General features: G+C 53.4%; 18 protein-coding genes. 7 read left to right on the top strand and 11 right to left on the bottom strand.

Going from position 1 to position 16,324, the window contains the following annotated elements; all coding sequences use genetic code 11:
* Positions 1–49 precede the first annotated feature (49 nt).
* The 3 genes from JTI98_RS11650 to yfbV all read right to left on the bottom strand — a co-directional run bounded on the left by JTI98_RS11650 (position 50) and on the right by yfbV (position 1,753).
* Positions 50–727 (bottom strand): sugar phosphatase, encoded by a 678-nt coding sequence (locus tag JTI98_RS11650; protein WP_216081279.1) that lies wholly within the window; start codon positions 725–727, stop codon positions 50–52.
* Entirely contained in the window at positions 720–1,214 is a 495-nt protein-coding gene (locus JTI98_RS11645) for a YfbU family protein (RefSeq protein WP_042290698.1), read from the bottom strand. Before JTI98_RS11645 ends, JTI98_RS11650 begins: the two co-directional genes overlap by 8 nt.
* 83 nt (positions 1,215–1,297) lie before the next feature.
* Positions 1,298–1,753, bottom strand: a complete 456-nt coding sequence (gene yfbV, locus JTI98_RS11640; protein WP_042317796.1) for a terminus macrodomain insulation protein YfbV — start codon at positions 1,751–1,753, stop codon at positions 1,298–1,300.
* Positions 1,754–2,091: 338 nt separating this feature from the next.
* Here yfbV and ackA point away from each other — a divergent pair, with 338 nt between their 5' ends.
* The 3 genes from ackA (at position 2,092) to yfcC (ending at position 7,216) form a co-directional block, all read left to right on the top strand.
* The gene (gene ackA, locus JTI98_RS11635; RefSeq protein ID WP_042317795.1) at positions 2,092–3,294 is read left to right on the top strand and encodes an acetate kinase; all 1,203 of its coding nucleotides are present in this window, start codon (positions 2,092–2,094) and stop codon (positions 3,292–3,294) included.
* 74 nt (positions 3,295–3,368) lie between these two features.
* Complete coding sequence (gene pta, locus JTI98_RS11630) at positions 3,369–5,510, top strand: phosphate acetyltransferase (RefSeq protein WP_043000012.1); 2,142 nt, start codon at positions 3,369–3,371, stop codon at positions 5,508–5,510.
* Between the two features lie 185 nt (positions 5,511–5,695).
* Positions 5,696–7,216, top strand: a complete 1,521-nt coding sequence (yfcC, locus tag JTI98_RS11625) for a putative basic amino acid antiporter YfcC (RefSeq protein WP_043000011.1) — start codon at positions 5,696–5,698, stop codon at positions 7,214–7,216.
* A gap of 53 nt (positions 7,217–7,269) precedes the next feature.
* On the opposite strand, the gene yfcD is transcribed toward yfcC, so the two are convergent.
* The 3 genes from yfcD to yfcF are packed head-to-tail and all read right to left on the bottom strand — an operon-like array spanning position 7,270 to position 9,144.
* The gene (gene yfcD / locus JTI98_RS11620; protein WP_042317782.1) at positions 7,270–7,836 is read right to left on the bottom strand and encodes an NUDIX hydrolase YfcD; all 567 of its coding nucleotides are present in this window, start codon (positions 7,834–7,836) and stop codon (positions 7,270–7,272) included.
* Positions 7,837–7,892: 56 nt separating this feature from the next.
* Positions 7,893–8,444 (bottom strand): phosphodiesterase, encoded by a 552-nt coding sequence (gene yfcE / locus JTI98_RS11615; RefSeq protein ID WP_044326792.1) that lies wholly within the window; start codon positions 8,442–8,444, stop codon positions 7,893–7,895.
* Positions 8,445–8,499: 55 nt separating this feature from the next.
* Positions 8,500–9,144: a glutathione transferase gene (gene yfcF / locus JTI98_RS11610; RefSeq protein ID WP_216081278.1), complete on the bottom strand. Its 645-nt coding sequence runs from the start codon at positions 9,142–9,144 to the stop codon at positions 8,500–8,502.
* A gap of 138 nt (positions 9,145–9,282) precedes the next feature.
* Here yfcF and yfcG point away from each other — a divergent pair, with 138 nt between their 5' ends.
* From yfcG to JTI98_RS11590, 4 genes are all read left to right on the top strand, one after another.
* Positions 9,283–9,918 (top strand): GSH-dependent disulfide bond oxidoreductase, encoded by a 636-nt coding sequence (gene yfcG, locus JTI98_RS11605; protein ID WP_044326794.1) that lies wholly within the window; start codon positions 9,283–9,285, stop codon positions 9,916–9,918.
* A gap of 66 nt (positions 9,919–9,984) precedes the next feature.
* A complete protein-coding gene (gene folX / locus JTI98_RS11600) occupies positions 9,985–10,347 on the top strand; it encodes a dihydroneopterin triphosphate 2'-epimerase (protein ID WP_043000007.1) in 363 nt (120 codons plus the stop codon).
* Positions 10,348–10,367: 20 nt separating this feature from the next.
* Positions 10,368–11,261 carry a TIGR01777 family oxidoreductase gene (locus JTI98_RS11595; RefSeq protein WP_216081277.1) on the top strand — a complete coding sequence of 298 codons (894 nt, stop codon included), beginning with the start codon at positions 10,368–10,370 and terminating at the stop codon, positions 11,259–11,261.
* A gap of 69 nt (positions 11,262–11,330) precedes the next feature.
* Positions 11,331–11,834, top strand: coding sequence for a GNAT family N-acetyltransferase (locus JTI98_RS11590; protein WP_043000005.1), 504 nt, complete (start codon positions 11,331–11,333; stop codon positions 11,832–11,834).
* Positions 11,835–12,013: 179 nt separating this feature from the next.
* Here the strand turns inward: JTI98_RS11590 and hisP are convergent, their stop codons facing one another.
* From hisP to argT, 5 genes are all read right to left on the bottom strand, one after another.
* On the bottom strand, positions 12,014–12,787 hold the full coding sequence (hisP, locus tag JTI98_RS11585; protein WP_043001873.1) for a histidine ABC transporter ATP-binding protein HisP: 774 nt from the start codon (positions 12,785–12,787) through the stop codon (positions 12,014–12,016).
* A 13-nt stretch (positions 12,788–12,800) separates the two neighbouring features.
* The gene (hisM, locus tag JTI98_RS11580; protein WP_043000004.1) at positions 12,801–13,508 is read right to left on the bottom strand and encodes a histidine ABC transporter permease HisM; all 708 of its coding nucleotides are present in this window, start codon (positions 13,506–13,508) and stop codon (positions 12,801–12,803) included.
* Positions 13,505–14,191: a histidine ABC transporter permease HisQ gene (locus JTI98_RS11575; RefSeq protein WP_043000003.1), complete on the bottom strand. Its 687-nt coding sequence runs from the start codon at positions 14,189–14,191 to the stop codon at positions 13,505–13,507. Before JTI98_RS11575 ends, hisM begins: the two co-directional genes overlap by 4 nt.
* Before the next feature lie 187 nt (positions 14,192–14,378).
* Positions 14,379–15,161, bottom strand: a complete 783-nt coding sequence (gene hisJ / locus JTI98_RS11570) for a histidine ABC transporter substrate-binding protein HisJ (protein WP_216081276.1) — start codon at positions 15,159–15,161, stop codon at positions 14,379–14,381.
* Positions 15,162–15,408: 247 nt separating this feature from the next.
* On the bottom strand, positions 15,409–16,191 hold the full coding sequence (argT, locus tag JTI98_RS11565) for a lysine/arginine/ornithine ABC transporter substrate-binding protein ArgT (RefSeq protein WP_043000001.1): 783 nt from the start codon (positions 16,189–16,191) through the stop codon (positions 15,409–15,411).
* Between the last annotated feature and the right edge of the window lie 133 nt (positions 16,192–16,324).

Below are 16,324 nucleotides of genomic sequence, written 5' to 3'. Positions count from 1 at the left end.
GAATGATTCTGCCATAAAAAAGCCCCGACAAGCCGGGGCTAAATCATGATCAGGTATTTCTTAATACAACCACATCACCATTCGGTTGTTTGGTCACCGAAAGCTGCTCCAGGCTGGTCAGGGTGAAATCGACCTCATCCAGACGCGGCGTATCCGCCGGGGCATTTACTGCGATAACATGGCAGCCTGCGGCCAGTCCCGAGAGCACGCCCGCAGGGGCATCCTCCACCACCGCACATTCGTGCGGCGCTAAACCGAGCAGTTGCGCGCCGAGCAGATAAGCATCCGGCTCCGGCTTACCACGTTTGACCCGCTCTGCGGTCACGAAAACCTCCGGGGCTGGCAGGTTGGCCACCTGGTGACGTGCGCGCGCAACCGGCATCGACCCTGATGTCACAATCGCCCACGGGATCCCGGCCTTGTTCAGATGGTTAAGCAGCGCAACCGCGCCAGGCAGCGCGGTGATGCCCGCCGTTTCTGTCGCTTCTATTTGCTCCAGACGCGTAAACTCCGCAGCGATTTCCGCCTCAGGTTTGCCCACCATGAAATGGCGCAAAGAGGTAATCGCCTGCTTGCCATGAACAAAACTTAACACTTCGTCATGCGTCAGCCCAAAACGATCGGCCCAGTTACACCATGCACTTTCCACAGCAGGTAACGAGTCAACCAGCGTTCCATCCAGGTCAAACAGAAAGCCCTTGCATTGCACGTTCACCTCCTCAGGCATTGATGATTTGGTTGATTTCGTTGGCGCTCAAATGATACTGACGCGGGCAGGCATGCCACGCGCTTAACATCCGCTGGTATTTTTCCCACATTGGGGTCTGCGCGTTGAAACCGTGCGTGCCGGCATCAAAATGGGTGTAACGTCCTTCCACATTCACCATAAAGCGAACATAACCGAGATAGCGCGCTTCCGTTGCGGCATCAAAGCCCAGGAAGGTTACCCGACGTTCATCAATACTTTGCGCATCTTTCAGGTTGGCCCAGGAGACATGCAGAGCGTGATACATCTCCATGATGTCGATAACCGTACGACAGGTTTCCTCTTTCAGCTCGCCAAATTCCCGATCCAGTTCGCGCATCTGCAGACCGTAACCGCGTTCAATGATCGTCTGCAGACGACGATAACGCTCGGCGTTAGTTGGATCGAGCATAGTCATCATTTTGTATTGATTAGACAAAATAAGACGTTGAGCGTTGGTCATTTCCATTTGGGACTCCTGTATCACTCTACAACGGTGAAAAAAAAGAAGGCATTAATATGCCTTCTTTTATATGCGTAATCAGGGGGCAATTACAAATCATCAAGGAAAGTTTTATCCAGTTGTTTGAAGGCACGCTTAAGCGTGTCAGCTAACGCCTGGTAATCCGGCTTCCCTTCAACCGGGGAGAGCGCTTGCCCCGCCTCCTGTAATTTGCCTCTGACTTCATAAAACCAGTTCAGGATCGAGGGCGGCAGCGGCGTGACGGAACGCTTCCCTAACCACCACAGCCCCTGCATCGGCAGGCTGAGCGCGAACAACGCGGTGGCGACGGCAGGCCCTAACTGGCCGCCCAGTGCTATCTGCCAGCACAGGGTAAAGATAGCGATCGGCGGCATAAAGCGAATAGCGTAACGTGTCATCCGAATCACGCGGTTCTCAACAAAGACGGGTGCAAGGCGCTTTTCCATTGGCCACGTCTTTGAGTAATGTTGCCCCCGACGAAAAAGGCTAAAAAAATTTACGGAGCGATGATCCGGCGTCGACATGGCTTACCTCAACTTCACATATAAAATTTCAAATATTTGTGCAAAACAACAACTATACGGGACAACGTTCAAAACATTTTGTCATTGATACCCACTATCGGGTATCCTGTAGCGGCCTGTAAAAGGCCTGTAGTCCAAAATCATTGAGTCGTCAAATTTACATATAGTATGCCATTGGCTGAAAAATACGCAAAATGGCATAGACTCAAAGGTATTTCTTCCATCATGCCAAAAAAGACAACTGGCATGATGTTAATCATAAATGTCAGCGTCACACTGCGCTACGCTCTATGGCTCCCTGACGTTTTTTTAGCCACGTATCAATAATAGGTACTTCCATGTCGAGTAAGTTAGTACTGGTTCTGAACTGCGGTAGCTCCTCACTGAAATTTGCAATCATCGATGCAGTTAACGGTGAAGAGTACCTTTCTGGTTTAGCCGAATGTTTCCATCTCCCTGAAGCACGTATCAAATGGAAAATGGACGGCGGTAAACAAGAAGCGGCTTTAGGTGCAGGCGCCGCTCACAGTGAAGCGCTGAACTTTATCGTTAATACTATTCTGGCACAAAAACCAGAACTGTCTGCGCAGTTGACTGCAATCGGTCACCGTATCGTACACGGCGGCGAGAAGTATACCAGCTCCGTGGTTATCGATGACTCTGTTATTCAGGGCATCAAAGATTCTGCCTCTTTCGCACCGCTGCATAACCCGGCTCACCTGATCGGGATTGCAGAAGCACTGAAATCCTTCCCGCAGTTGAAAGACAAAAACGTGGCTGTGTTTGACACCGCGTTCCATCAAACCATGCCGGAAGAGTCTTACCTCTATGCCCTGCCGTACAGCCTGTACAAAGAACACGGCGTTCGTCGTTATGGCGCGCACGGTACCAGCCACTTCTTCGTTACCCAGGAAGCGGCAAAAATGCTGAACAAACCGGTAGAAGAGCTGAACATCATCACGTGCCACTTGGGCAACGGGGGTTCTGTTTCTGCTATCCGCAATGGTAAATGTGTTGATACCTCTATGGGCCTGACCCCGCTGGAAGGTCTGGTGATGGGTACCCGCTCTGGTGACATCGACCCGGCAATCATTTTCCACCTGCACGACACGCTGGGCATGAGCGTTGATCAGATCAACAAGATGCTGACCAAAGAATCCGGCCTGCTGGGTCTGACCGAAGTGACCAGCGACTGCCGTTATGTTGAAGACAACTACACCACCAAAGAAGACGCGAAACGTGCAATGGACGTTTACTGCCACCGTCTGGCGAAGTACATCGGTTCCTACACGGCGCTGATGGACGGTCGTCTGGACGCCGTTGTCTTCACCGGCGGTATCGGTGAGAACGCGGCCATGGTTCGCGAGCTGTCCCTGGGTAAACTGGGCGTGCTGGGCTTTGAAGTTGATCATGAACGTAACCTGGCTGCCCGTTTCGGCAAATCTGGTTTCATCAACAAAGAAGGTACCCGTCCTGCGGTGGTGATCCCAACCAACGAAGAACTGGTTATCGCGCAAGACGCGAGCCGTCTGACTGCCTGATATCACACCGCCAGCTAAGCTGGCGGTGCTGTTTTGTAACCCGCCCAACGGGCGGTAACGAAAGAGGATAAACCGTGTCCCGTATTATTATGCTGATCCCTACCGGAACCAGCGTCGGCCTGACCAGCGTCAGCCTCGGCGTCATCCGCGCTATGGAACGCAAAGGCGTTCGTCTGAGTGTCTTTAAGCCCATCGCCCAGCCACGCGCCGGTGGCGATGCGCCAGACCAGACTACCGCTATCGTTCGTGCAAACTCTTCTGTCACCGCGGCTGAACCGCTGAAGATGAGCCACGTAGAGTCTCTGCTGTCCAGCAATCAGAAAGATGTGCTGATGGAAGAGATCATCGCAAACTACCATGCGAACACCAAAGACGCAGAAGTGGTACTGGTTGAAGGCCTGGTCCCAACCCGTAAACACCAGTTCGCGCAGTCTCTGAACTACGAAATCGCTAAAACGCTGAACGCGGAAATCGTCTTCGTCATGTCTCAGGGCACCGATACGCCGGAACAGTTGAACGAGCGTATTGAACTGACTCGCAGCAGCTTCGGCGGCGCAAAAAACACCAACATCACCGGCGTTATCGTGAACAAACTGAACGCTCCGGTTGATGAACAAGGTCGTACCCGTCCGGATCTGTCTGAGATTTTCGACGACTCTTCCAAAGCGCAGGTCGTAAAAGTCGATCCGGCACAGCTCACCGCGAGCAGCCCGCTGCCGGTTCTCGGCGCAGTGCCGTGGAGCTTTGAGCTGATCGCGACCCGTGCGATCGATATGGCGCGCCACCTGAATGCCACCATCGTCAACGAAGGCGACATCAATACGCGTCGCGTGAAGTCTGTCACCTTCTGTGCGCGTAGCATTCCGCACATGCTGGAACACTTCCGCGCCGGTTCCCTGCTGGTCACCTCCGCTGACCGTCCGGACGTGCTGGTTGCCGCGTGTCTGGCCGCGATGAATGGCGTTGAAATCGGCGCCCTGCTGCTGACCGGTGGCTACGAAATGGATGCGCGCATCTCTAAACTGTGTGAACGCGCTTTCGCTACCGGCCTGCCGGTATTCATGGTGAACACCAACACCTGGCAAACTTCTCTGAGCCTGCAGAGCTTCAACCTGGAAGTGCCGGTTGACGATCACGCACGCATCGAGAAAGTTCAGGAATACGTGGCGAACTACATCAACGCTGACTGGATCGAGTCCCTGACCGCGACCTCTGAGCGTAGCCGTCGTCTGTCTCCTCCAGCCTTCCGCTATCAGCTGACCGAACTGGCGCGTAAAGCCGGTAAACGCGTTGTGCTGCCAGAAGGCGACGAACCGCGTACCGTGAAAGCGGCAGCCATCTGTGCTGAACGTGGTATCGCAACCTGCGTACTGCTGGGTAACCCGGAAGAGATCAACCGCGTTGCGGCCTCTCAGGGCGTTGAGCTCGGCGCTGGCATCGAAATCGTGGACCCGGAAGTGGTTCGCGAAAGCTATGTCGCGCGTCTGGTTGAACTGCGTAAGAGCAAAGGCATGACCGAAACCGTTGCCCGCGAACAGCTGGAAGACAACGTGGTGCTCGGTACGCTGATGCTGGAACAAGACGAAGTTGACGGTCTGGTATCAGGCGCTGTTCACACCACGGCTAACACCATTCGTCCGCCGCTGCAGCTTATCAAAACTGCGCCAGGCAGTTCACTGGTTTCCTCCGTCTTCTTCATGCTGCTGCCAGAACAGGTTTACGTTTACGGCGACTGCGCGATCAACCCGGATCCGACCGCTGAACAGCTGGCTGAAATCGCTATCCAGTCTGCCGACTCTGCCATTGCCTTTGGTATCGAACCGCGCGTCGCAATGCTCTCCTACTCCACCGGCACCTCTGGTGCGGGTAGCGACGTTGAGAAAGTGCGTGAAGCAACTCGTCTGGCGCAGGAAAAACGTCCTGACCTGATGATCGACGGTCCGCTGCAGTACGATGCCGCCGTGATGGCTGACGTGGCAAAATCCAAAGCGCCGAACTCTCCGGTTGCGGGTCGCGCTACCGTGTTCATCTTCCCGGATCTGAACACCGGTAACACCACTTACAAAGCGGTACAGCGTTCGGCTGACCTGATCTCCATCGGGCCGATGCTGCAGGGTATGCGCAAGCCGGTGAACGACCTGTCCCGTGGCGCGCTGGTTGACGATATCGTCTACACCATCGCTCTGACCGCAATTCAGTCTTCACAACAGCAGTAAGTTGTCTCCGCTGGGTCCAGACGGGCCCGGTCAAAAGCCGGAAATCACCCTGATTTCCGGCTTTTTTATTGCCGTTTCTGGCAATGCAAAAACGGATTTATTTGCTTAACTGCGCTGCATCAATGAATAACCATTCGCCTGTTTGCATACTTAGCCTCTTTGCTTTGCAACAGGGATAGTCTTTCATGTCTGCAGTAACCGAAACACAGCCAGCCAGAAAATGGGCCATGCCCGATACGCTGGTCATTATTTTCTTTGTCGCCATTTTAACCAGCCTTGCGACCTGGGTTGTCCCCGTCGGGATGTTCGACAGCCAGGAGGTGCAATACCAGGTAGATGGTCAGACAAAAACCCGTAAAGTGGTTGACCCCCACTCTTTCCGTATTCTGACCAACGAGGCCGGTGAAGCGCAGTATCATCCGGTTAAATTCTTCACTACCGGCGATGAAAGCCCGGGACTGATGAACTTCCCGTTCGAAGGGCTGACCTCCGGCTCTAAATTCGGTACCGCCGTCGGTATCATCATGTTTATGCTGGTGATTGGCGGTGCGTTTGGCATCGTTATGCGCACGGGAACTATTGATAACGGCATCCTTGCGCTCATCCGTCATACCAAAGGCAACGAGGTTCTGTTTATCCCGGTACTGTTTATTCTCTTCTCGCTGGGCGGTGCGGTGTTCGGCATGGGAGAAGAGGCGGTTGCCTTCGCGATCATCATCGCGCCGCTGATGGTGCGACTGGGGTATGACAGTATCACCACGGTGTTAGTGACCTATATTGCGACACAAATTGGCTTTGCCAGTTCGTGGATGAACCCTTTCTGCGTGGTGGTCGCGCAGGGCATTGCCGGCGTACCGGTCCTTTCCGGTTCCGGTCTGCGTATCGTGGTATGGGTTATTTCGACACTGATCGGTCTGACGTTTACCCTGGTCTATGCCTCGCGGGTGAAAAAGAACCCGCTTCTGTCACGCGTGCATGAATCTGACCGTTTCTTTCGCGAACAGCAGGATGATGTTGTCGAGCGCCGCTTCACAATCGGCGACTGGCTGGTGCTGCTGGTGCTGACCGGGGTGATGGTTTGGGTGGTCTGGGGCGTTATCGTCAACGCATGGTTTATTCCGGAGATAGCCAGTCAGTTTTTCACCATGGGCCTGGTCATTGGCATTATCGCCGTTGTCTTCCGTCTTAACGGCATGACGGTCAATATTATGGCGTCCTCATTCACCGAAGGCGCACGCATGATGATTGCCCCCGCCCTGCTGGTAGGTTTTGCCAAAGGCATTTTACTGTTGGTAGGCAACGGCGAAGCGGGTGACGCCAGCGTGCTCAATACGCTGTTACACAGCATCGCCAACGGCATCAGCGGACTGGACAATGCCGTTGCTGCGTGGTTTATGCTGCTCTTCCAGGCGGTGTTTAATTTCTTTGTAACGTCGGGATCGGGCCAGGCGGCGCTGACCATGCCGCTGTTAGCACCGCTCGGCGATCTGGTGGGGGTTAACCGTCAGGTCACCGTACTGGCGTTCCAGTTTGGCGATGGCTTTAGCCACATCATCTATCCGACCTCTGCATCACTGATGGCGACATTAGGCGTCTGTCGGGTGGATTTCCGTAACTGGTTGAAAGTGGGTGCGACGCTGCTGGGGCTGCTGTTCATTATGTCCAGCGTGGTGGTGATTGGCGCTCAAATCATGGGATACCACTAAAAGACAAAAGGAGCCGCTTATGGCTCCTTTTTACGGTTAGTTCAGAAAGGGCGTTACTCCGCCTCTTCCTGCTTCTCCTGTTGCGACTCTGACCTTGCCGCTTCATTTTTAGCGTTACGGGTCATCCACAGCGCCAGCGCTTTCAGCGAGTCGGGCGTGAATTCATCACAGCGGGCGGTAATTTCTTCCGGCGTCAGCCAGCAAACTTCGCTGACCTCTTCTTCCTGCAAGGCGAACGGGCCGTGCGACACACAGCTGAACAGCGCACCCCAGACGCGACAGTTCTTATCTTCAAAGTAGAACTGACCATGTTCGGCGAATGGCACACCGGCGATGCCTAACTCTTCTTCCGCTTCACGGCGGGCAGAATCCAGCAACTGTTCGTCAGCCTGCACAACGCCACCGGCAGTGGCATCTAACATTCCGGGTAAAAAGTCTTTTGTCTCGGTACGACGTTGCACCAGTATTTTGCCCATTCCGTCGTGTACAACAATATAGGTCGCACGATGACGCAGGCCCTGCGCTCGCATCTGTTCCCGGCTGGATTGTGCAATGACTTCGTTGTCTTCATTCACAATATCCACCCATTCCGTACTTGCCAAACGACGCTGTTCCACCATCAGGAAACCTTCTTTTTCTGGCGCTCTTACGGCGCATTTACATATGTGGGGGTAAATTACGAATTAATCGCCACCTGCGCAATGATACTTTGATCATTGAGTGCGATAACGCTCAAAACATTATCGTCCAGCAGACCATAACTTGCCTGGTAGCCACCTTTCGGAATGCTTACTGAACCCGGGTTGAAGTGATAAATATCGCCTCTTTTTTCTGCCACCGGCAGATGCGTATGCCCGTATACCAGGACATCACCGGCCCGCAGTGCCGGCAGATTATCCGGCCCAAAGAGATGACCGTGAGTCAGAAACAGTCGCTGATTTTCCAGTAGCACCTGCTGCCAGGGCGCGGTTATTGGAAACTGCAGCAGCATTTGATCCACTTCACTATCACAATTTCCCCGCACCGCGACAATCTGCGACGCCTGTTCATTGAGCCGCTCAGCGACCTGAGCGGGTGCGTAGCCTTCGGGTAACGCATTTCGCGGCCCGTGGTTAAGGATATCGCCCAGTATCACCAGCCACTGCGCGCCGCTCTGTGAAAACAGGGTCAGCACGCGTTCTGTAGCAGGCAAGGACCCATGAATGTCGGATGCAAACATCAGTTTCATCACATGCTCCGTGTCATCAAAAACCGCATTATGATACTGGATTACAAACGTTTTATCAGCCTGAACGCTTCGCGGAAAGCGCAATATAACGCTGGACAGAGGCGCGTTGCCACTGAAATGCTGCATATTCCGCCAGTCGCTCCGGGACGTCGTCGCCGTTGAGAACCAGACGGTTGAGCATCAGGGCTAAATCAGTATCGGCCAGACACCATTCACCGAAAAGATTTGGCATGTCGTGTGCCAGCAGATTCCCCGCTATGGAGAACAGTTTGTCTGCGCTGATTTTCCCCGCCTCGCTCAGCGGTCCTTTTTTTATCCCACCGAAAACGACATCCGTCGGACGTTCTTCTCGAATGGGCAGTAAATCACTGCGCAGCCATGCCTGTATCTGTCGCGCACGCGCGCGTTTTTGCAGGTCGTGAGGATAGATTCGCTCCCAGGTTGGCGGCGAAAAGCGGTCTTCCAGGTATTCAGCAATCGCGGAGGACTCGCTCAACTCAAAACCATCGATGTTCAGCAACGGTACCCGACGCGTCAGTGCATACCCCTGCCAGCCCGGTTGTAGATGTTCGCCGCTGCCCAGGTCAATGGTTTTCAGGCTAAACGGCAGCCCCTTTTCCTGTAACGCGACATACGCAGAGAGTACATAAGGAGAAAAATAATTCGCGTCTGACCAAAGCGTGATAGTGGGTTTACTCATAGCATCCTCGTCGTTATTAGGCTTTTCTCCCAACATAGAGGGTCTTTCGCTCGCTGTCACCTGATGAAAACTCACACAGCACGACAGGCTTTCTATACTTGTGGTTGGCTTATCCGATAAACACGTTGTGGAGCAGAAATGATCGACCTCTATTACGCCCCGACACCCAATGGGCACAAGATTACCCTCTTCCTTGAGGAAGCCGCGCTGGACTACCGATTAATTAAAGTGGATATCAGTAAGGGTAATCAGTTTCGCCCCGATTTCCTCGCCATTTCACCCAACAATAAAATTCCCGCCATCGTCGATCATAACCCGCTCGATGGCGGCCCATCGCTGAGCCTGTTTGAGTCCGGTGCCATTTTGCTCTATCTGGCAGAAAAGAGCGGCCTGTTGCTTAGCGGTGAATTACGCGAGCGCCATAGCACGCTGCAATGGCTGTTCTGGCAGGTGGGCGGGCTGGGCCCAATGCTTGGTCAAAACCACCATTTCAACCATTTTGCTCCACAGTCCATCCCCTACGCTATTGAGCGCTATCAGGTTGAAACACAACGGCTGTATAACGTTCTCAATAAACGGCTGGAGATGTCGCCGTGGCTGGGCGGCGAGCATTACAGCATTGCCGATATCGCCTGCTGGCCGTGGGTGAACGCCTGGCAGCGTCAGCGCGTCGACCTGGACATCTTTCCTGCCGTGAAGAATTGGTTTGAGCGCATTCGCAGTCGGCCCGCCACAGAGCGCGCAATGATGCTGGCGCATCAGGATCCTGCGTGAGCAAAAGGATAACGCGACCGGGTTCTCGTGTATCATGCGAGAGTTCATACATGGAGGAGACCTGCAATGTCACATCATGACGCTATAATTCGTATAAAAAACCTTCGCTTACGCACTTTCATTGGCATCAAAGAGGAAGAGATCAATAACCGACAGGATATTGTCATCAACGTTGCGATTCACTATCCGGCGGACAAGGCTCGCGTCAGCGAAGATATCAATGATGCGTTGAATTACCGCACGATCACCAAAAATATCATCCTGCACGTTGAGAACAATCGCTTCTCATTGTTAGAAAAATTAACCCAGGATGTGCTCGATATCGCACGCGAACACCACTGGGTCACTTATGCTGAAGTGGAAGTCGACAAACTACACGCGTTGCGTTATGCCGATTCCGTCTCCATGACGTTGAGCTGGCAGCGCTAACCGCCATCACGGGAGGCTGCATGAAGATACTGGTAACTGGAGGGACTGGCCTTATTGGAGGACACCTGGTCCCGCGCCTGCAGGAACTGGGTCATCAGGTGACCGTACTGACCCGCCACCGCGATACCGCCCGGGAAAAGCTCAATGACCGGGTGACACTGTGGGACACGCTGGAAGATAAGCAAAATCTCGACGGTTTTGACGCGGTGATTAACCTGGCCGGTGAGCCCATTGCTGACAAGCGCTGGACGACGGAGCAAAAAGATCGCTTGTGTCAGAGCCGCTGGCGCATCACCCAGAAACTGGCGGACCTCATTAATGCCAGTGAATCCCCGCCGTCAGTCCTGATTTCAGGTTCTGCCACAGGTTATTATGGCGATCTGGGCGAAGTGGTCGTCACTGAGGAAGAACCGCCGCATAACGAATTCACCCATAAACTTTGCGCACGCTGGGAGCAAATTGCCTGCGAAGCGCAAAGCGACAAAACGCGTGTTTGCCTGCTGCGTACCGGCGTGGTGCTGGCACCAAAGGGCGGGATCCTAGGCAAAATGGTTCCACCGTTTCGTCTGGGCCTCGGTGGCCCCATTGGCAACGGCCGCCAGTATCTGGCCTGGATCCACATTGATGATATGGTTAATGCGATTCTCTGGCTGCTGGATAACGACCTGCGTGGGCCGTTCAACATGGTCTCGCCCTATCCGGTACGCAATGAGCAGTTTGCTCATGCGCTGGGACATGCCCTGCAACGGCCAGCCATTCTTCGCGTACCAGCCACCGTGATTCGCCTGCTGATGGGCGAATCATCGGTACTGGTGCTGGGCGGGCAACGCGCCCTGCCCAAACGACTGGAAGCCGCCGGATTTCCCTTCCGTTGGTATGACCTTGAAGAAGCGCTGTCGGATGTCGTTCGCTAACGTCTTCCCTGTTCACTCTCGCCGTTCCGGTGGTAAGGTAGTCTCACTGGCTCCCGGAATGGCGATTTTATGGCACGACTCACAACCGAACGACTGACGCTTTCCCCGTTTCAACCCACAGACTGGCCCTTTTTCCTCGCGCTTCGTGAAAATCCGGACATCATGCGTTTTATGGGCAACCTCTGCCCGGAACGCGAAACGCGTTTGCTGTTTGCGCGTCGTCTTACCTCAAAACACACCTTCGTGATCCGCCAGCATCACGATGCCACACCGCTGGGCGACATTGGCTTACAAATCAGTCATCATTTTCCGCAGGAAGCTGACATCGGTTATTGCGTTATCCCCGCCGTCCAGGGACGCGGTATCGCCAGTGAGGCCGTTCGTGCCGTCTGCGACTATGCCTTCCGCGAAGCTGGCGTGAAAGCCATCAACGCCTGGGTGCTTGCCGAGAACCGGGGTTCAGTCCGCCTGCTGGAAAAACTGGGATTTGTGCGTACGCAGGTGCTGGAGAAAGCGTTTGAGATCAACGGTATCCACTATGACGACTGGGGATACCGTCTGGAGATGGCGTGAGGTTAACCGTTCATCGACGCAAGAAAGTCTCAGGCGCGCGTAGCGGTAAGCTCGTCAACGGGAAGACCGGTTAAATGCGCTGGTCTGCAATATTTTCAGGGCTTACGGAAAGTCACTCGCAAAAAAAGCCGGGAGGCTGTTGCCTTTCCCGGCTTACCTTAACGATACGCCTGAACCCGTTACTTCAGCGATCCTTTCAGGAACTGTTGCAGGCGTGGACTTTGGGGGTTACCGAAGAGTTGCTCTGGATTGCCTTCTTCTTCGATTTTCCCCTGATGCAAGAAAATCACGTGGCTGGAGACATGGCGGGCAAAGCCCATTTCGTGCGTCACCACCACCATCGTTTTCCCCTCTTCGGCCAGTTGCTGCATGATACGCAGCACCTCGCCGACCAGTTCAGGATCCAGCGCCGAGGTTGGTTCATCAAAGAGCAACACTTCCGGCTCCATCGCCAGGGCGCGCGCAATCGACACTCGCTGCTGCTGACCACCGGAAAGATGCACCGGGTATTTCCCCTGTGCACGCTCATCAATGCCGACTTTCGCCAGGTATTTGGTCGCCCGTTCACGGGCTTCCTGTTTGCTCAGACCCAACACCTGAATTGGCGCTTCCATGACGTTTTCCAGCACCGTCATGTGGCTCCACAGGTTAAAGTGCTGAAACACCATCGTCAGGCGGGTACGCAGTAAACGAAGCTGATTTTTATCCGCTACCTTAAGCTGACCGTCTTTGTCACGCACCAGGTTGATGTTCTGGCCGTTGACCACAATCGACCCTTCGCTCGGTTTTTCGAGGAAGTTTATGCAGCGCAAAAAAGTACTTTTCCCGGAGCCGGATGAGCCAATAATACTGATCACATCTCCGGCGTTGGCCTGCAGTGAAACCCCTTTCAGCACTTCGTGTTCGCCGTAGCGTTTGTGCAAATCGATAACGTTTAATTTATTCTCAGACATCGTGTTACCCGAATTATTTAGAGGAAACATGCTGCAACCAGCGCCTTTCCGCACGGCGGAACAGGCTTATCAGGACATACGATATGATTAAGTACAGCACGGCGGCAATACCGAAAGCGGTAAAGGGCTGGTAGGTCGCCGAGTTAATATCACGGGCGATTTTCAGCAGATCCGGAACCGTTGCCGTGAACGCCAGCGCCGTGGAGTGCAGCATTAAAATGACCTCGTTGCTGTACGCGGGTAACGCGATACGCAACGCCGAAGGCAAAATAATGCAACGATACATTTTGAATGAGGAGAAGCCATACGCGCGCGCGGCTTCAATTTCACCGTGCGGAACAGAGCGAATGGCCCCGGCGAAAATCTCTGTGGTATAGGCGCACGTGTTCAGCGTCAGCGCCAGAACGGTACAGTTCAGACCGCTGCGGAAGAAAGCGTTCAGAAAATCGGTGCCTTTGACTATCTCCAGCGTGTACATCCCTGAATAGAACACCAGTAGCTGAACGTACAATGGCGTCCCGCGAAAAATATAGGTAAACAGCCAGATGGGAAACTGGATGAATTTGTTGCTGGAAACACGACCAATGGCCAGAAAAACGGCCAGAATGCCGCCCATCACCACGGAGGAAATCAGCAGCCACAGCGTAATCGCCACCCCCGTAAACCGGTAGCCATCCGTCCACAACAGGGATTTCCAGTACTCCTGAATTATCTCAATCACAGGTCAGCCCTCTTCACACCGACGGAGTAACGGCGCTCAAGGAACAGCAGCACACCATTGGAAACCGTAGTAAACACCAGATAGATAAGCCCGCAGACGATGGCGAAATAGAATGGCTCCCAGGTGCTCTTTCCGGCCAGTTGCGTGGCTTTGACCACATCTTCCAGACCGAGCAGCGAAACCAGCGCCGTCGCTTTGAGGATCACCTGCCAGTTATTCCCAATCCCCGGCAGCGCGTAGCGCATCATTGCCGGAAACATAATACGGCGGAAAATTTGTGAAGAGGTAAAACCGAAAGCGGTAGCAGCTTCAATATGTCCTATTGGTACCGCCATAAAAGCGCCACGAAAGGTTTCTGTAAAATACGCGCCATAGATAAAGCCAAGCGTAATAATACCAGCGACCATCGGGTCGATATCAATCTGACTGATGCCTATCGCATCGGTTAACGTGTTGAGTGCTATCTGCAGGCCATAAAAAATCAGCAGCATCAGCACCAGATCCGGCACCCCGCGAATGAGGGTGGTATAAGCTTCGAAAATAAGCCCCGTCACCCGATTTTGCGAGAGTTTAGCTCCCGCACCGACGAGGCCGATCAGAACGGCCAGCACCACGGAACTGAGAGCCAGTTCCAGCGTGACAATTGCGCCCTGTAAAATAACACCTGAAAACCCGTACAACATGCTGCCTGTCCTGTCGTGAGTGGCGAGTTAGAAGCCTCTTTTGACGTGATGGTGTACCTGTTATGCCGAATGGCGGCGTAGCCTTTCCCGGCCTACATCAATCACCTGTAGGTCGGATAAGCGCAGTGCCATCAGGCATAAAACCGGTTCATCATCACGTCCTGGGCTTTATCTGCACCTGCGGGGATTAGCCGCCATAAACATCAAAATCAAAGTATTTCTTCGCCAGCTTCTCGTAAGTTCCGTCAGCGCGCATTTCTGCAAACGCTTTGTTCAGGGCTTCACGCAGTTCGTTATCTTCTTTGCGCAGACCCATGCCGGTCCCTACACCAAACAGTTTCTCGTCTTTCACAGACGGGCCGCCGAATTTGTAATCTTTGCCAACGGGTTGTTTCAGGAAGCCTTCGCTTGCGGCAACTTCGTCCTGGAATGCAGCATCAATACGCCCGGCCGTCAGGTCAGAGTAAATATTGTCCTGCCCCTGATACGACACAATCTCAATGCCTTTTGGCGCCCAGTGTTCGTTACCAAACGTCTCCTGAGTGGTGCCCTGCAGCACACCGACGCGTTTGCCTTTCAGCGACTCAACGGCCGGCTGAATGTCTGATGACTTGGCCACGACCAGACGCGAGTCAGCTGCATAAAGTTTGTCAGTGAAGGCGATCTCCTGCTGACGCTTTTCAGTGATCGAAAGCGAGGACATGATCGCGTCGATTTTCTTCGCTTTTAACGACGGTATCAGCGCATCCAGCGGGTTCTCAACGAAGGTACATTGCGTATTAATACGTTTGCACAGCTCTTTCGCCAGATCGATATCAAAACCCACTAATTCACCCTGCGCATTCTTCGACTCAAACGGGGCGTAGGTTGGATCGGTACCAATACGAACTTTTTGCGGAATGGCGGCAAAGGCTGCGGTAGCACTGGAGAAAGCCAGGACCAGAGAAAGAGATAACACCAGTTTTTTCATAACTATCCTCAACAGACTGTCTTTTATAGGGGATGTTTACAGGACCAGGTGCAGTTATCGTGCCATTAATCGGGTCGACAAGGCAAAACATTCTGCCCTGCCCCCGGTTTATTTTGCATGAAAAGCGCTTAAATATGCACTTCCGCTCTGTTCACCCGCAATAATTGCACCATAATGGTGCATTAAACCCGTCACGCACCGCTATGGCTAACCCAAACGGTGCAGTCGGGTCCCCCGTATTCAGGTATCAGTCGCCGTAGACGTTAAAGTCAAAATACTTTTTCGCCATCTTGTCGTAAGTGCCATCCTGACGCAGATCGGCCAGCGCCTTATCAAAGGCAGCTTTCAGTTCCGTATCGTCTTTACGTAAACCGACGCCTGTACCGTCGCCGAAGTACTTTTTATCCTTCACGGAAGGGCCGGCAAAAGCAAAGTCTTTGCCCGCAGGCTGTTTGAGGAAACCTTCACTGGCAGCAACTTCGTCCTGCAATGCCGCATCAAGACGGCCCGCCGTCAGGTCAGAGTAAATCAAATCCTGGTTTGCGTAGGCCACCACATCCACGCCTTTGCTACGCCAGGTGTCATTGGCATAGGCTTCCTGAGTGGAGCCTTGTAACACGCCAACGTGCTTACCTTTAAGCGCGTCAAGCGTTGGCTGAATCGGGGAGCCTTTCGCCGCGATCAGACGCGAATCCGCTGCGTACAGTTTGTCGGAGAAGGCAATTTCCTGCTGGCGCTTATCGGTTATGGAGAGCGAAGAGATAATGGCATCAATTTTCTTCGCTTTGAGCGACGGGATCAGTGCATCGAAATCACTGGCGACCCAGGTACATTTGACCTGCATACGCTTACACATCTCATTGCCCAAATCGATATCAAAGCCGATGAAGTCGCCTTTGGCATCTTTTGAAGAGAACGGAGCGTAGGTGGTATCCGTGCCAATGCGCACCGTTTGCGGCAGCGCTGCATAGCTGGATGCAGTAGCAGAAAGACCAATCAGCAATGACAGAGCGAGAATTGACTTCTTCATACATAACCCTCAAGTGGAATGACTTTATTATGTTTTACGTTGTGTTGTGCGTTTGCAGGCTTTTTCATGCAGGTCTTATGCCATTTTCGCGCCGCTCGGGATATTCGACGTTAAATATGTTAATAAAACGTTG

This window comes from Citrobacter sp. MGH 55 (genome assembly GCF_016906145.1).
Lineage (GTDB): Bacteria > Pseudomonadota > Gammaproteobacteria > Enterobacterales > Enterobacteriaceae > Citrobacter_A > Citrobacter_A amalonaticus.
This window is presented reverse-complemented; position numbering and strand designations above follow the sequence as displayed.

Coding starts and splice junctions, on each gene's coding strand:
- JTI98_RS11650 (WP_216081279.1), bottom strand. CDS start 727: ATGCCTGAGGAGGTGAACGTGCAATGCAAGGGCTTTCTGTTTGACCTG.
- JTI98_RS11645 (WP_042290698.1), bottom strand. CDS start 1,214: ATGGAAATGACCAACGCTCAACGTCTTATTTTGTCTAATCAATACAAA.
- yfbV (WP_042317796.1), bottom strand. CDS start 1,753: ATGTCGACGCCGGATCATCGCTCCGTAAATTTTTTTAGCCTTTTTCGT.
- ackA (WP_042317795.1), top strand. CDS start 2,092: ATGTCGAGTAAGTTAGTACTGGTTCTGAACTGCGGTAGCTCCTCACTG.
- yfcC (WP_043000011.1), top strand. CDS start 5,696: ATGTCTGCAGTAACCGAAACACAGCCAGCCAGAAAATGGGCCATGCCC.
- yfcD (WP_042317782.1), bottom strand. CDS start 7,836: ATGGTGGAACAGCGTCGTTTGGCAAGTACGGAATGGGTGGATATTGTG.
- yfcE (WP_044326792.1), bottom strand. CDS start 8,444: ATGAAACTGATGTTTGCATCCGACATTCATGGGTCCTTGCCTGCTACA.
- yfcF (WP_216081278.1), bottom strand. CDS start 9,144: ATGAGTAAACCCACTATCACGCTTTGGTCAGACGCGAATTATTTTTCT.
- yfcG (WP_044326794.1), top strand. CDS start 9,283: ATGATCGACCTCTATTACGCCCCGACACCCAATGGGCACAAGATTACC.
- folX (WP_043000007.1), top strand. CDS start 9,985: ATGTCACATCATGACGCTATAATTCGTATAAAAAACCTTCGCTTACGC.
- JTI98_RS11595 (WP_216081277.1), top strand. CDS start 10,368: ATGAAGATACTGGTAACTGGAGGGACTGGCCTTATTGGAGGACACCTG.
- JTI98_RS11590 (WP_043000005.1), top strand. CDS start 11,331: ATGGCACGACTCACAACCGAACGACTGACGCTTTCCCCGTTTCAACCC.
- hisP (WP_043001873.1), bottom strand. CDS start 12,787: ATGTCTGAGAATAAATTAAACGTTATCGATTTGCACAAACGCTACGGC.
- JTI98_RS11575 (WP_043000003.1), bottom strand. CDS start 14,191: ATGTTGTACGGGTTTTCAGGTGTTATTTTACAGGGCGCAATTGTCACG.
- hisJ (WP_216081276.1), bottom strand. CDS start 15,161: ATGAAAAAACTGGTGTTATCTCTTTCTCTGGTCCTGGCTTTCTCCAGT.
- argT (WP_043000001.1), bottom strand. CDS start 16,191: ATGAAGAAGTCAATTCTCGCTCTGTCATTGCTGATTGGTCTTTCTGCT.